13 protein-coding genes are annotated in these 13820 nt (G+C 36.9%); 2 read left to right on the top strand and 11 right to left on the bottom strand.

Translation table 11 applies throughout. The features are described from left to right. Positions 1-34: 34 nt before the first annotated feature. The 10 genes from J3U54_RS08435 to J3U54_RS08480 all read right to left on the bottom strand — a co-directional run bounded on the left by J3U54_RS08435 (position 35) and on the right by J3U54_RS08480 (position 10109). The gene (locus tag J3U54_RS08435; protein WP_267385726.1) at positions 35-1198 is read right to left on the bottom strand and encodes an SIS domain-containing protein; all 1164 of its coding nucleotides are present in this window, start codon (positions 1196-1198) and stop codon (positions 35-37) included. 9 nt (positions 1199-1207) lie between these two features. Then, positions 1208-1927 (bottom strand): GntR family transcriptional regulator, encoded by a 720-nt coding sequence (locus J3U54_RS08440; protein WP_267385756.1) that lies wholly within the window; start codon positions 1925-1927, stop codon positions 1208-1210. A 158-nt stretch (positions 1928-2085) separates the two neighbouring features. Next, positions 2086-5472 (bottom strand): beta-galactosidase, encoded by a 3387-nt coding sequence (locus J3U54_RS08445; protein WP_267385727.1) that lies wholly within the window; start codon positions 5470-5472, stop codon positions 2086-2088. An 88-nt stretch (positions 5473-5560) separates the two neighbouring features. Beyond that, positions 5561-5806 (bottom strand): hypothetical protein, encoded by a 246-nt coding sequence (locus J3U54_RS08450; RefSeq protein ID WP_267385728.1) that lies wholly within the window; start codon positions 5804-5806, stop codon positions 5561-5563. Positions 5807-5833: 27 nt separating this feature from the next. After that, entirely contained in the window at positions 5834-7252 is a 1419-nt protein-coding gene (locus J3U54_RS08455; RefSeq protein ID WP_103753103.1) for a PTS transporter subunit IIC, read from the bottom strand. Positions 7253-7276: 24 nt separating this feature from the next. After that, entirely contained in the window at positions 7277-7591 is a 315-nt protein-coding gene (locus tag J3U54_RS08460) for a PTS fructose transporter subunit IIB (RefSeq protein WP_103753104.1), read from the bottom strand. Positions 7592-7607: 16 nt separating this feature from the next. After that, positions 7608-8090: a PTS sugar transporter subunit IIA gene (locus J3U54_RS08465; protein ID WP_267385730.1), complete on the bottom strand. Its 483-nt coding sequence runs from the start codon at positions 8088-8090 to the stop codon at positions 7608-7610. Between the two features lie 221 nt (positions 8091-8311). Next, positions 8312-8887, bottom strand: a complete 576-nt coding sequence (gene lacB / locus J3U54_RS08470) for a galactose-6-phosphate isomerase subunit LacB (RefSeq protein ID WP_220220759.1) — start codon at positions 8885-8887, stop codon at positions 8312-8314. Between the two features lie 13 nt (positions 8888-8900). Continuing rightward, positions 8901-9329: a galactose-6-phosphate isomerase subunit LacA gene (lacA, locus tag J3U54_RS08475; RefSeq protein ID WP_103753107.1), complete on the bottom strand. Its 429-nt coding sequence runs from the start codon at positions 9327-9329 to the stop codon at positions 8901-8903. A gap of 24 nt (positions 9330-9353) precedes the next feature. Then, entirely contained in the window at positions 9354-10109 is a 756-nt protein-coding gene (locus tag J3U54_RS08480; protein ID WP_267385731.1) for a DeoR/GlpR family DNA-binding transcription regulator, read from the bottom strand. Positions 10110-10502: 393 nt separating this feature from the next. Here J3U54_RS08480 and J3U54_RS08485 point away from each other — a divergent pair, with 393 nt between their 5' ends. Beyond that, complete coding sequence (locus tag J3U54_RS08485) at positions 10503-12089, top strand: ATP-binding protein (protein WP_267385733.1); 1587 nt, start codon at positions 10503-10505, stop codon at positions 12087-12089. A gap of 2 nt (positions 12090-12091) precedes the next feature. Beyond that, a complete protein-coding gene (locus tag J3U54_RS08490; protein WP_267385735.1) occupies positions 12092-12778 on the top strand; it encodes a response regulator in 687 nt (228 codons plus the stop codon). Positions 12779-12820: 42 nt separating this feature from the next. Here J3U54_RS08490 and J3U54_RS08495 read toward each other — a convergent pair whose 3' ends face one another. Beyond that, complete coding sequence (locus J3U54_RS08495; RefSeq protein ID WP_220220751.1) at positions 12821-13819, bottom strand: NAD(P)-dependent oxidoreductase; 999 nt, start codon at positions 13817-13819, stop codon at positions 12821-12823. Position 13820 lies beyond the last annotated feature (1 nt).

The raw sequence follows: 13820 nt of genomic DNA on the forward strand, positions 1-13820 counted from the left end.
TACAAGATTTTATTATATAAACAAAGTAATGGCGCTAAAACTTATGAATAGTGACGCCTTTAACGACCCGGTTAACGGTTCCGGTAGGCGATGGTGTATCTGGTTTGTTATTTACTTTAATTGAAGTTAATAATGCAATGGTCTGACCAAACATGACATCTGGTAGAGCTAAATATGCATCTGGCAAGAGTTTCTTTTCCGCAAAAGTAAATGTTTGACCAGCAAAGTCTTGACCATCTTTTTCTTGGCCAACTGCCATCACCAGTGGCACGATTTGATCATCCCTAATTTCATTGAGAATGTCCAAATCATATTGTCTGGTATACGAATTATTGGAAACAAAATCGAAAACAATCGTCTTTTTATCCAAAAATGACTTAGGCCCATGACGTAAGCCCATTGATGTGTCAAATAATGCCGCAACTTCGCCTGCAGTCAATTCTAAAATCTTTAACCTGGTTTCTTCAGCAAGTCCTCCTAAGCAGCCACTGCCGATATAGGTAATTCTGTCAAAATCTGTTTTAACAAGAGCCGCAATCTCATCTTCTCTAGCAATCACGCTCTTACCCATTGCGGCAATTTGCTTAATAATCTGTTCTTTTTCTTGATCATCAAGGGTATCAAAGACTAATAAAGCCGCTAAAGTCATACATGAAAATGATCCTGTCATCGCAAAGCCCTGATCAAGCGATTTTTCCGGCATTAATAAAACTAATCCCGTTTCATCACCTTGTAAATCCTGGGCCAAATGCCCTTCAGGGGCACAGGTAATAGCAATTTGATATAAATTTTTTACCAACTTTTTGGCTAATTCAACTGTCGCAACGGACTCTGGTGAATTGCCACTACGTGCAAAGGAAACTAAAATGGTTGGAGTTCCCGGCTCAAGGTAATCTTCTGGAGTGGACACGATTTTAGTAGTATCGATTGCTGCAAAATCATATTTGCTACGATCACCATGTTTTTGTAAATACGGCATAATTGTGTTGCCAACGTATGCACTAGTTCCTGCACCGGTAAAAATTACCTTTACCTTGCCACATTCAGCGCTAACCTTGGCAAGAAAATCCTTAATTTTGGCTTTATTATCTTGGTAAATCGACCAGGTTTGTTGCCATAATTCAGGCTGTTGCTGAATTTCACGGGTAGTAATCTTGGCACCTATTTTTTCAAGTTCTGCATCTGTTTTTGTAAACATTTTTTCTCCTTATTTTATTAAATCGTTATATTGTCTTGACCGATAAATAAACTTATCACCACGTGCTAAAGAGATGGTAAACTCAATCGGAATATTTTTATCATTAATTGTTTTGCGGTAAATTTTCAAACTAGGTGAGCCTTCTTTTACGTCTAAATATTCGCTTTCAGGCTTACCTAGGCTAACCGCCTGAACATCCTCAAACGCAATCACGGATAATTGATTATATTTTTCTTTAAGTACCCCATATAACGTCTTGCTCCTTAGATCAGTAATTTCTAATTTGGGAAACAGTTTTTCTGGTAAATAAGTCGTACTAAACATTCGTGGCTGACCATTGGCAAGACGCAGGCGGACCAATTTATATGCCTGCTCATTTTCAGCTAGGTTAAGCTGCTCAGCAATCTTTGTTGTCGGCATTACTAATTCCAAACTTTGATTCTGCGTAGTTGCTTTTTGTCCTTCCCGTGTAAGTTCTTCAGAAAATGAGTAAATTCCACCAATATTTGGTCGATCTAAATAAATGCTCGAAACAAATGTCCCTTTACCATGAAGTCGGTAAATTAGCCCTCGCTCTTCTAAGTTTTGTAACGCTAACCTAATAGTGTTACGACTGACACCATATTTAACCAATAATTGCCGTTCGCTTGGCAACTTCTCATTAGGTTTCATCTTTTTGATTAGCCCTTCTAAGTCGAGAATAACCTGCTGATAAAGTGGCTTTTGCATTGACATCCCCCTCCTTTTTAACTGGTTGATACCACTTTGAGTTTAGCAAAGAAAGCGGTTAAATACAATTTATTTTTGCATGAATAAAGTTTATTTTTTATAACAAAAAAGCATTAGCATAAAATTGCTAACGCTTTTTCAGTATGTTGTATTTTTATTTAGGCTACATTTTTCGCTTTGATCAATTTATTTATGCCAATGACAAAATAGATCTTATGCTTAATTGAGACTTGACCGCCATAAATTCTAATTTTTTCTTTCCTCATCAAAATTTTTTTACTTACTCTATTGCCTTGCCAGTTATAAGTATACGCATTATGTTTTAGTTGCTTGCACGAGCCATCAATATTGCTAGCAACAAGATATTTGCTTTTACCTAACTTATAAAATTTGCGTTTATGTAGAAAGACAGCTCCTTGAGTCAAAACTTTAGTTCCAGCTTTAACATAACTGGATTTAATTTTCTTGCCTTTTTGGTTATATAAGTATGAATTATGCATAACTGTTTTAAATTTACTTTGCCTCTTTTTAGGCTTAGTTGCACTATTACTCTCTTCATTTTCTGGAAGTTGTTCGTTTGAAATGTTATCAGTTGCTTTATCAATATCTGAACTGCTGTCTTGAGCTTTACCAAAAATATCTTGGTATGTGGCAGCTTTAACATTTTCAACATGATTACCAGAATTATAAATTCCGTTGGTAATCAAACTTACTTTCCCTAATTTTGCACTCTGATTATCTAAACTCCAAACAGCTATTGAAAGCAGATTATGTCCGTGTTCGTTTAACAAACCAGCTGGAAGGTAAAATTCTTTTTGTGGCCCAGCATTATTTATATATTGGCCATATAGCCAACCATTAATATAAATATATGCTCGGTATTTGGCTCCTTCAGTCCCAAAGGTATCATCCGAAATCTGCAGCGAAATTGGAACATCGTAATTTTCCGGTATGTTTAAATCAAAAGAAGTATTGTACCAGCCGATACCAGCTGTTGTCCGGCTATCAGGCAAAGTTACTTTTTCCCACTTTGAATCATCAAAACCGGGTAAGTACCAGCCATGTCTTTCGCCATATAATCCACCTAGATTATAGGAACCACGTGATGAATCTGGGATCTGTTCTCCACCTTTATTGCCCTGCAATTTCCAGGTGATTTCAGCCTCTGTTCCGTCTTTTCTTTGCACATCAGCACTAATAAGTCCACGCGCAGCTTTATGAGAGTCTTTATTATTTCCGTCTTCATCATGTCCCATATTAGCAACCAAGACAGAAACTACATTATCTTGTTTTTTTCTTAACCAGGATGAGTTTATTTCAAAAGTTTGTTCTTTACTTTCATCTTTTCCTAACTCGCAGCTTCCCAAAAAGTGACCATTCAACCAAGCTGAATATGCACCATAATTGCCTGTAATACCGTCTAATTTTATGTTGTTTTCATTACCATTAGCTGTAAAGTGACCACGATACCAAACATTTCCATGATGGAAGCCGTAATCATCAGCGAATAAGACTATTTTGCCAGTATGTTTAGTTATACTGTTTGAAGTTTCTTTATTAGCGGCTTGCCAAGCAGAATCATCAAATTTAAGGTCAGATTCAGGATTTCCATCGTGATATTGCCAATTTTTTAGTTCTGGTAACTTAATTTTCTCCTTATCCACGCCAGGAATAGCCGCATTGAGCCATTCTGCATCTTTCTTAGTATTTAACTTTTGTTCATTCCATTGAACTTCTTTAATATCCGCTGGACAATAAACAGCTAGATTTGTCTCAGAATCTGTATCACCATTTAAGCTTAAAGTTTTCCCTTGAGCTTCAGCTTTACGAAGCAAATATGGACCATTCACTAAAATTGTTCCCGCAGAAGTTTTTTGTTCCCATAATTTATCCATTTGCTCATACAAGCCCATGATTAACCTTAGGGTACTATTTCCTGACTTTATTTGAACATTGGCCAAGCCATCAAATTGATTAGACAAAGTTAGGGTTTTTTTAGTGGCATCCCATTTTTTATCTACTTTACCAGTTTCAACACTAACTTCTGGTTCTTTATCATACTTCAAAACCGTTTGATTAGGATCATTTTTATCTGAATAAACAACTAAAGTGTCTTCATTATTATTCGAAAACTGCGTAAAAATCTCGTTAGTTGAATATACAAGATGTTGCCTGCCAAAATCATAATTTGCAGTTACCACTTTTGAAGTTTGACCATTTACACGAACTGGTACCGTAATATCGGTTTCTGCAGTTTTGATCGGTAAACTATAAGTATCATCACCCGTCGAATTTGTTTTATTATGGCGAACAAAATAGAACTTGGTCTTACTATCCGGATTCTCTCTTTCTATGATATAGAAAACATTATCACTTGAAGTATTTTCTACTATTCTATCTGTCTTTGCTATCGGTTTGACACTTTGCAGCATCAAACCAATCTTTTTTTGTTGAGCGGTTTTATCATCAAGCTGTCTTTCTTCATTGATTGCAGCTCCATAATCATACGAGGTGTATCCTCCAGGAAAAGGTAAATAGCCCCATGAGGTGCCACCATAAGTCATATACGAACTTATTATTGTACCTCCTTCTCCTATAATATGTTTATTAATGATGTTTTCAGCAGAGGTGCCACGTTGCTTTCGCCAGTAATCATAACCTTGACCGGCCCAAGGATCGAACCAACCATTACCTAGTTCGGCTAAAAATATTGGTGATTTTGCGCCCCAACCTTTCGTGTGGGGATCCTCAAACGTGTTGGGCAATGCCCCAATGTTGCCAATGCCGGGATAGCGATCAAAAGCATACATATCTGGTGCTCCCTTACCATTTGCCCAAGTTCCTTGTGGTCCACTTTTATCATTATGAAATGTCGGAACATTTATACCGTCAGCTTTTACCTTATTTTTCAGGTCCTCCATGTATTGCGAATCGCGTCGCCATCCAGTGTATTCATTTTCGATTTGGTACAAAATCACACTGCCACCATTAGTAATTTGGTGCTTGGCAATAATTGGATCGATATGGTCTAACCATTCATTATAGCTTTTGGTGTAATCTGCGTCAGATGATCGTGCGCGTCCTTTTTGCGTTAAGAGCCAATCCGGAAAACCTCCAGCATCAGTTTCTGCATTAATATAAGGACCCGGTCTGGCAATTACATATATACCAACATCTTCGGCAATTTTTAAAAGCTTGTCTACATCTTTAACTCCAGAAAAATCATAAACTCCCTCTTTAGGTGAGTGATAACCCCAATTAAAATAAATTGTAACAGCGTTAAAGCCTTCGGCTTTCATTTTTTGCAAAACATCGCGCCAAAGTGACGGATTTGGTAAACGCCAATATTCGAATTCACCGGAATAAATCGGCGTTCTCACGCCATTTATCATTAAAGAATAGCGATCAAAGGTTACTTGAGCCTTTTGGCCTATTGGTGGCAAATCAGACTCTGCTGCTATCAAACTATGTGTTGGCATCAAGTTAAAAAAGCAGAGAATAAAAAGTATAGCCAATAAGTTTAAAATCTTATTTTGTTTTTTCATTAGTTATCCTTTCCAACGAGTAATAGCTTTTTAAATAAACTAATTATGCCATTAGATTTTTATAATCTAATGGCATAATGAAATATTTTTATTTATTTAGTTTATTACCCTTCCAATCATAGTATTTTTGACTAAGGCGATTCTTGGGATTTTCATAAACAACTATTCGATACAAAGCATAGATTGTTCCAACCATAGCAATTAAGCTGGTGGTCCAATTTTTAAATAATATCTGTAAAAGATTAATTGCAATTACAAATACTGTCCAAATAAAAATGTTATTTCTTCTAGCTTTTTCTTTTTCAGTAATTTTTGCCTTTTTCAATCTAATCACCCTTATCAAAACTACTAACTTAATTGACTAGGCCTTTTTTGCTGCAGCCGCATATTCTGCATTTCTCTTCTGCATTTGCTTTGCATACCAGATGAATAAAAGTAGGTAAACTGCTAAGGCAATCAATGCATATACGATAAACATTCCTTGCTGCTTCCATGCATTACCAACAAGGTAAGCCAGGAATTTTTCAACAGGACCTTCCATTGTAGTATCAGAAACAAGGGTATGCGCCGGAATAGCAGCACCAACTGAGTGAGCCATATTGGTAACAAATGGTCCTACCATTGTACCTGCCCAAAGAAAGATTGGTAATTCAATCGTTCCGATAACAATCATCCGAATAATTTTCCCTCTAGTAACTACTAGCAAAGCAGGAGTGACACCCATGGCAATGATACCACCTAGAGGCATCAATCTGTTACCTGGTAAAACCATTGCTTCCAGCATCATTATTGGTGCCAAAACGTTTGCTGCTGCCCAAATTTCAGAACGGCCAGCTAAGAATGGCCAGTCAAGTCCAATGTTGAAGGTACGTCCTGAGAATCTCTTAGTAGCAAAATCAGCAATACCCTGTGAAAGTGGCTCAACAGAAGCAATAAACCATGATCCGATTACAGAGAATAATTCAATACATGAACCACCAATAAATGAAAGTGTGAACATATCTTTCCAACCCTGTTCGGTAGCAAAATTATTACCAGCCAGAAGAGAAACAAATACACCTAGGTAAACGCCGATAGCAAACCTGCTCCCCCAGAAACCAATTTTTTCATTTAACTTAGTTGAGTCAAAGTCAAACTTATCAAGCCACGGCAAGCACTTATCAAAGAATTTGTTAAAGACCATGATAATTGGATTCATCATATAATTCATGTGCGTAGTGGTCATTGGGTTGCCTTCAGGAGCATCAAGCAAGTCGTTGAAGGTTGGTTTCATCAAATCGGAGTTAATTATTTTCATAGTGCCGATAAAGAGCACCAATAAGGTTGAAAGCCAAAGCGGTGCACCCACATATACACAGAATAGGCCGACAAATGCTAGGTGCCAGACATCAAAAATATCTACATCTAGAGTGTTAGTTTTATTCATTACTAACAAAACTACATTCAAAATTATCAAGACTAATAGGTAAAACAGTGTATATGGAGAGCCCCAGGTAATCGTGGCTAACGGTGCCCAACCCATATCCTGCATATCCATATGAATTCCAGTATGCTTGACAAATTGCAGCATCGGTTTTTGAAATGCCGTAGTAAGCATATTCATAATATTACCAATAGCCGTAATCGCAATCGCTAATTTCATACCGCCTTCAAGCGCTTTTGAAAACTTGACCCGAAACAGAACGGCAATCAGTGTTAAAACAATTAACATGATGGTTGCAGCGCCCATATCAATCAAAGGTTTGAAAAGTGAGTTAGCGAAATTAATTATCCCATTCATTTTTTTCTCCTTTCAAAAATAGAGTTACTTAGCGTTAACTTCCTTTACAACTTTTTCGACTTCGTCATAAACAGGCTTAGCCATCGCAGGAATTCGATATAGGATTGCACCAGCTTCAATAAGCGGCACTTTTGGCTTAAATGAAAGATCGGTTTTGGCAATTGTCAAATAGCCATCATAATTTGAAAGTAAGTCTTCGTTGACATCCTTTACCATGTAGGCATCAACTTTAACGTTGTAGCCCCTTTTCCTCATTTCTTCTTCGACCGCATCCTTGATTTGATGGGACGAATTAACTCCTGCACCACATGCAGCAATAAACTTAACTTCTCTACTCATCAGAAAAACCCTCCTATTATTTAAAATGCTCACTTAGAAACCGGTAAATCTTATCGGGCTCAGTCAGCTTAAATAACTCTTGTAAATTGGCAACAGGTGTTAATCGCAAAAAGTCCATAATTTGTGCCAAAATGTTGGCTTGTCCGGCTGGATCATTATTTAAAATTAAAAATAAAAATTTCACGGGCAATTCTTGGTCAGGATCAATCATATTTTTGAATGGTACTGCGGTCACTAAGGAAACAGGAATAATCAAACGAGTACTGACAAATTCACCTTCGGTATGTGGAACCGCAATATTAGGTAAATTTTTATTAACAGGCGAAAGATCAATTCCAGTTGGATACTTTTCTTCTCGCTTAATGATTTCAGGTAAAAATTGCTTTTTAACTAGCTTCTCTGCACTAAGCTGGTTAGCAATTTCATGAAAAATATCGGTCACACTAGTTGAATCACTGACAAAAACAGCATTCGGTAAAAACAAGCTATTCTCACTCACAGCACTAACTCCTTTTGCTCTCATGGCAAGCTTTCATTTTTGTTTATTTATGTTTGAATTTGTTCACTTGCCTATTGCTATTATAGGTAAATATAACCAGAAATGCAAACGCTTTTTTAGAAAAGCAGCAGCTCTGAGAGTATTAAAAAAGTCATGACAATTACCGTCATGACTTTTAGTGTGCGATTAATATTTTCTTTTTTATTAACAATTATTTCCACTTAATCGTGGTAAACGCCCTCAGCCCATTTTTTATTTTCTTCATCAAAAAAGTGAGCATTATCTTTTTGGTCTGGGTTAGGCTTAGCAATAGCCGCAATCTTACTAATCAATTGCTTATTTTCGTCGCTTGGTTCATAAGCTGTGGTAAGAAACGAATCGACAATATCAAAAATAAAGTCGCGTCCTAACACGATACCACCAAAGCCAAGAATATTAGCATTTAATTCGCGCCGAGCATACTGCGCTTGTGTAGCATCGCCAACCATTGCGGCTCTAATACCTTCATTTTTATCAGCAGCTGTTGAAATACCAATTCCTGTTCCGCAAAGAACAATGCCAAAATCAGCTCGGCCAGAAGAAACATCCTCGGCAACCCGTTTACCGTAGATTGGATAATGCGTCCTAGTATTATCGTGGGTTCCTTCATCAATTACCTGGTAGCCTTCCGCCTTTAAGTGATCAGAGATTGCCATTTTAACTGCGGTAACAATATGGTCGTTTCCTAGAGCGATTACTTTTTGCTGATCAATTTTAGGATCAACGTATTCTGGTTGAGGTCGATCATTATCTAACATTTGCCTATCCCTCCTAAATCATTTTTTCTAGCATATCGAGCCGAACTTGGTGACGACCACCAGCATAGTCTGTATCAAGATAATGTTGAACAATTGAGTAAGCTAGTTGCTCACCAACTATTCCGCTGCCAAGTGCAATTGCCTTTGCACCATTGTGCATTGCCGTCATATGAGCGGTCCGCTCTTCATTAACGTTTGCGGTAACCATGCCCTTAACTTTATTGGAAGCCATGGCAGAACCGACCCCATACTCGTCAAACATAATTGCCTTTTTAATACCATTATCAAGTACTTCATGCGTAACTTTTAAGCTCGAATCAACAAAGTCCTCTGCTGGCTTTTCTGTTACGTCCAAAACTTCATAGTCATGACTTTCAAGATACTTTCTAACCTTTTCTTTTAAATCAAAACCACCTTTATCACTGCCAATGACCACCTTCATCGCTAAGTCTCCTTTCCCTAACAACTACTTATAAATAGTTGTAAATTGACTGTAATGTTTTTCCAATTCAGGCTCAATTCCATGGTTGGTAATCAGACCGTCGACCTTGCGCAAATCATAAAATTCATGAAAATCATTGTGGTCAAGCTTAGTATAATCAGCTACCACAAATTTTATTTGTGAACGATCTAGCCCGACTTCTTCGGTTTGGCCCTCTTCTAAGTTAGCTGTTGTCATAGAAGCATCTTTAATGCCATTAACTCCTACAAAGCCAACAGAAAATGACATCGTCTCCAGTTCACTATTAGCTAGAGCGCCCAAAAAAGCACCACTAATTCGGCGGTAAGAACCGCCAACCATAATTAAGTCATAATTATTTAGATTATTTTTGGCTGCTTCAAAAACAGGCAGCGAATTGGTAACAATCCGCAGATGCTTGACCTTTAAATTAGCAACCATCAATTCCAAAGTCGTCCCTGGTCCTACATAAATAGAATCATTTTCATGAATCAAATTACAGGCACGCTTTGCAACTTCGATTTTTTCCTTAATATGGATTTCACGCTTTTGCTGATAGCTCTTCTCAATTCTACTTTGATCTGTTAACTGCTGAGCACCACCATGAACTCTTAAAATCTTATTTACCTTATGCAATTCATTGAGATCACGTCTAATTGTCATGTCAGAAACTTTTAACGCTTGTGCTAGTTCATCAACTGTAACAAATTTTTGCGTGTTAACTATTTGCAAGATATTTTTTAATCTTTCACTTTTTAGCATTGGTTACCTACTTTTTAAACTAGATTAAGCAACTAACTTAGTTCACCTTTAGTATAATTGTTCTTTTTTGTTTGTCAATGTTTGAACATGTTTGATAAACAAACTAAGAGTAATTAACAGCAAGTTGCTTCTTCTTCCTAAATCTATTCTAGATCATGTCGTTCAAAAATTATTAAATCAATTTCTTTCTTACAAATAAACAGCAAAATTAAAGTTTAACCAACTATTTCTTCTTTATTTAAAAAATGAAGTTTACAGCGGGCCATAAACTTCCGTCCGAAATTAGTTTTAAAAACAGATACTTAATAAAATCTTACTTTAGGTAAAACTATTTTTCTTCTTTAGTAGTTTATACTAGTTGTAATAAGTTGTAACGATATAAAAAGGAAAAACATGCCACGAAAATCACGCTTTAGCTTAAGGACCAAGTCTGTTTTATTAGTTTTTTTAACAACAGTTATTTTTGTTGTTACTGCTGGAAGCATTGCCTCCTACCATGTCAAACAGAATCAAAGGCAAATAATTAAAGAAGAAATCGCTGGAGTTGCTAGAATTGCTGCTCAGGACGAAAATGTTAAGAGCACTTTAAGTAAGCATCCCCTTCCCACCAAAAATAATTCATTACAAAGATATGCCAATCAAATCACACAGGCATCTCGGGTTGATTTCGTTGTAATTCTAAACCGGAATTTAATGCGCTACTCCCACCCTGATACTAGTCGGATCGGCAAAAAATTTAGTTCACCGCAAGATGCTAAAAAATCAAGCACTGGTAAAAGCCATTACTCACATCGCAAAGGTATTTTAGGAACGGGTTACCGCATCTTTGTTCCTGTTTTCAAGAACAAACAGCAAGTTGGCATTGTCTGCGTTGGCCTAACCGATAGCTCAATTAACCGGGCAATTTTATCTGCTCAAAAAGCGGTTATTCTTGGTTCATTATTTGCTTTATGTGCTGGCATAATTTTGGCACTTTTTTTAGCGCAAAGGATTAAAAAATCTCTTTTTAATATGGAACCAGATGAAATTGCTACCAAGCTGACGGAACTACACGCTATTATTGATAGTATTGATGAAATCTTAATTGCTGTTAATGAACAAAACATCGTAATTACAACCAATTATTTAGCTAAAAAAACATTTCCAGCAGTTAAAGTGGGTACTGCACTAGATTCCAATTTAGCTAAACTAATTTTTAATCATAATCATTCACAAAATAAGACCAATGTTCCGCTCTTAATTAACGCTAAAGAATACATTGTATCCACTAGTAGGCTAGTTTATCATGACAAAACTTATGGCCAAATTGCTCTACTACAAGATCAATCCAAATACCAAAAACTGTCTGAACAATTAGCTGGAAGTGAGCAATACATTCAAGCGCTTAGAGCGCAATCGCATGAATTTCGCAATAAATTACAGGCAATTTACGGTATGATTGAATTAAAGCAATATGATAATGTTACTAATTTTATTGGCAAAGTTAACGCCAATTACCAGCAAGAGTTTGGCCAGCTAAACCAGCAGATTGAATCACCAGCTTTAGTCGGGTTTTTAACCGGTAAAATTAATCAGGCTAAAGAGCAAAAAGTGACTTTGACACTTACTCCTGATTCCTATCTGCCACAAGTAATTGTTTCAGACCAATTAAATCTTGATCTGATCAAGATATTGGGTAACTTAATCGACAATGCCTTAGCTGCCATTGATACCAGTGGTACCATTAAACTCGAACTTAATTATGATTTCGAGAGTACAACCCTGATTATCGAAGTGACCGATAACGGTAGTGGTATTGCGCCCGCTGTCCGAGAACAGCTTTTTAAGCAAAAATATTCTACTAAAGGTAAAGATCATGGTTACGGCTTAATGCTGGTTAAGCAGATTGTCGATAATCATCACGGCTATATTGACATTACACCTTGTAACCCACATGGTAGCAATTTCTATCTTGAATTACCGATTAACAGCGAGGAGTAAAAATGTTACAGATTCTCATTGTGGAAGATGACCCCATGGTCAGTTCAATTAACAAACAGTACCTAATGAAAATAATTCCGCCTGCAAAAATGAGGCTTTATCAGGTAGATAGGGCAGACAAGGCATTAGCACTTGCGCAAAAATTGCAGCTTGATTTGGTCCTACTCGATATTTATTTGCCCAAAATTTCAGGTACTGAACTTCTTCACTTATTTATTGAACACAATCTCCATCCGAATGTAATCATGTTATCAGCTGCTAAAGATAGCCAAAGCGTTAACCAGGCGTTAAACTATGGCGTACTCGATTACTTGGTAAAACCATTTTCTTTTGAGCGATTCCATAAGGCAATTGAGCATTTTCTAAAATATAACGAGGTATTAAACCAGGATCGACAATTATCGCAAACTGAACTCGATCAGGTTTTCATTACGCAAGATTTTGCTGGAGAAAAAGAAATGACCTCCTTGCCCAAAGGACTATCAAATTTTTCCCTTAACAAAATAAAGGCGGTCATTGCAGAAACACCCGATTATTTTTCTAATCAGGAGATTGCCCGGAAGTCTAAACTCTCGCGGATTACCACGAAAAAGTATTTAGACTATTTAGTAAAAACTAATGAATTAACAATCAAAACACATTACCTAAAAGTAGGTCGACCAATTAAACTTTATAAAGCTAATAAATAAAAGCGAACTATCAGCTGATAGCTCGCTTTTTTGTGTATTAACTTAATCTAACTTAACGTCATTATCGGTCTTGCCTGTCTCTAAGACTTGGTGGAAGTTTTCATAGCTGACAGCAATCATATCGGTTAAAGCTGGACTTGTGTAAGAACCAATGTGCGGAGTTAGTAGAACCTTAGGATATAAATCAACTAACTGCTTAGTCAGTTCATTAGTGATATTGCCTTTAAAATCATGTCCCAGCACTTCAACTTCGTCTGGTAAAACATCACTAGCAAAACCAGCGATTTGATTTTGTGTGATTGCCTTAATAATAGCAGGATAATCAGCAAGTTGTGTTCTCGCCGTATTAACCAAAACAGCAGTTGGTTTCATTTTCTTTAAAAAGTCCGCATCAATTAAACGATCATTTTGACCTGGGAAATACGGCACGTGGATTGAAACAATATCTGATTTTGCCAGCAATTCATCCTGCTCAACAAATTCAACATATTGTTTAGCAAAGTCGCTTGGGTAAGGATCATAGCCCAAAACCTTAGTTCCCATTCCGCTATATAGCTGCGCTTCAGTCGCACCAATTCGACCAGTTCCAATAATTCCCACAGTACTTGAATGAACTTCCCCAGAAAAAGTGGCGGTCGAAACACTAAAGTTTCCTTGCCTGGTCAAATCGGTTGCCAAGGCGGTATGTCTAAAGAGCATCATTCCTAGGGTCATTGCCAATTCGGCTACAGCGTATGGTGAATATGCCGGAACGCGAGCAACTTTCATTTCATATTTGGCTGCGGCCTTAAGATCAATATGGTTAAAGCCGACCGTTCTAGTAAAGACGTATTTAATGCCCCACTCATTTAATTTTGCCAAGTTTTGTGCGTCTGCCTTACAATTGGCACGTAACAAAACAGCATCTGCGCCTTTAGCAGTTTCAATATTATCGTGAGTTAACAATTCAGATTCCAATTGCACATCATAATGATATTTATTTAATTTCTTGAAGTAATCTACTTCATTTTCACGTACGCCATAAGCAACAATTTTAAACATA

Origin of the sequence: Lactobacillus sp. B4007, assembly GCF_026535895.1 — a bacterium.
In the GTDB taxonomy this organism is placed as follows: Bacteria; Bacillota; Bacilli; order Lactobacillales; family Lactobacillaceae; genus Lactobacillus; species Lactobacillus panisapium.

Excerpts from the sequence above, each read along its gene's own strand:
- J3U54_RS08435 (WP_267385726.1), bottom strand. The coding sequence starts at position 1,198 with ATGTTTACAAAAACAGATGCAGAACTTGAAAAAATAGGTGCCAAGATT.
- J3U54_RS08440 (WP_267385756.1), bottom strand. The coding sequence starts at position 1,927 with ATGCAAAAGCCACTTTATCAGCAGGTTATTCTCGACTTAGAAGGGCTA.
- J3U54_RS08445 (WP_267385727.1), bottom strand. The coding sequence starts at position 5,472 with ATGAAAAAACAAAATAAGATTTTAAACTTATTGGCTATACTTTTTATT.
- J3U54_RS08455 (WP_103753103.1), bottom strand. The coding sequence starts at position 7,252 with ATGAATGGGATAATTAATTTCGCTAACTCACTTTTCAAACCTTTGATT.
- J3U54_RS08460 (WP_103753104.1), bottom strand. The coding sequence starts at position 7,591 with ATGAGTAGAGAAGTTAAGTTTATTGCTGCATGTGGTGCAGGAGTTAAT.
- lacB (WP_220220759.1), bottom strand. The coding sequence starts at position 8,887 with ATGTTAGATAATGATCGACCTCAACCAGAATACGTTGATCCTAAAATT.
- lacA (WP_103753107.1), bottom strand. The coding sequence starts at position 9,329 with ATGAAGGTGGTCATTGGCAGTGATAAAGGTGGTTTTGATTTAAAAGAA.
- J3U54_RS08480 (WP_267385731.1), bottom strand. The coding sequence starts at position 10,109 with ATGCTAAAAAGTGAAAGATTAAAAAATATCTTGCAAATAGTTAACACG.
- J3U54_RS08485 (WP_267385733.1), top strand. The coding sequence starts at position 10,503 with ATGCCACGAAAATCACGCTTTAGCTTAAGGACCAAGTCTGTTTTATTA.
- J3U54_RS08490 (WP_267385735.1), top strand. The coding sequence starts at position 12,092 with ATGTTACAGATTCTCATTGTGGAAGATGACCCCATGGTCAGTTCAATT.
- J3U54_RS08495 (WP_220220751.1), bottom strand. The coding sequence starts at position 13,819 with ATGTTTAAAATTGTTGCTTATGGCGTACGTGAAAATGAAGTAGATTAC.